The organism is Enterobacter sp. HG048, assembly GCF_024702055.1.
Taxonomy (GTDB): domain Bacteria; phylum Pseudomonadota; class Gammaproteobacteria; order Enterobacterales; family Enterobacteriaceae; genus Enterobacter; species Enterobacter dykesii.
This window is the reverse complement of the sequence record NZ_JANLIZ010000053.1, coordinates 1-247: the sequence shown is the minus strand read 5'-3', so window position 1 is coordinate 247 and position 247 is coordinate 1. Positions and strand designations below refer to the sequence as shown.

Below are 247 nucleotides of genomic sequence, written 5' to 3'. Positions count from 1 at the left end.
CGTAATAGCTCACTGGTCGAGTCGGCCTGCGCGGAAGATGTAACGGGGCTAAACCATGCACCGAAGCTGCGGCAGCGACGCTTATGCGTTGTTGGGTAGGGGAGCGTTCTGTAAGCCGTTGAAGGTGTGCTGTGAGGCATGCTGGAGGTATCAGAAGTGCGAATGCTGACATAAGTAACGATAAAGCGGGTGAAAAGCCCGCTCGCCGGAAGACCAAGGGTTCCTGTCCAACGTTAATCGGGGCAGG

At 56.3% G+C, this 247-nt stretch carries 1 rRNA gene; it reads left to right on the top strand.

The window, feature by feature from the left end:
- Positions 1-247: ribosomal RNA gene (locus NUX24_RS21775) — 23S ribosomal RNA — on the top strand; the annotation flags it as partial.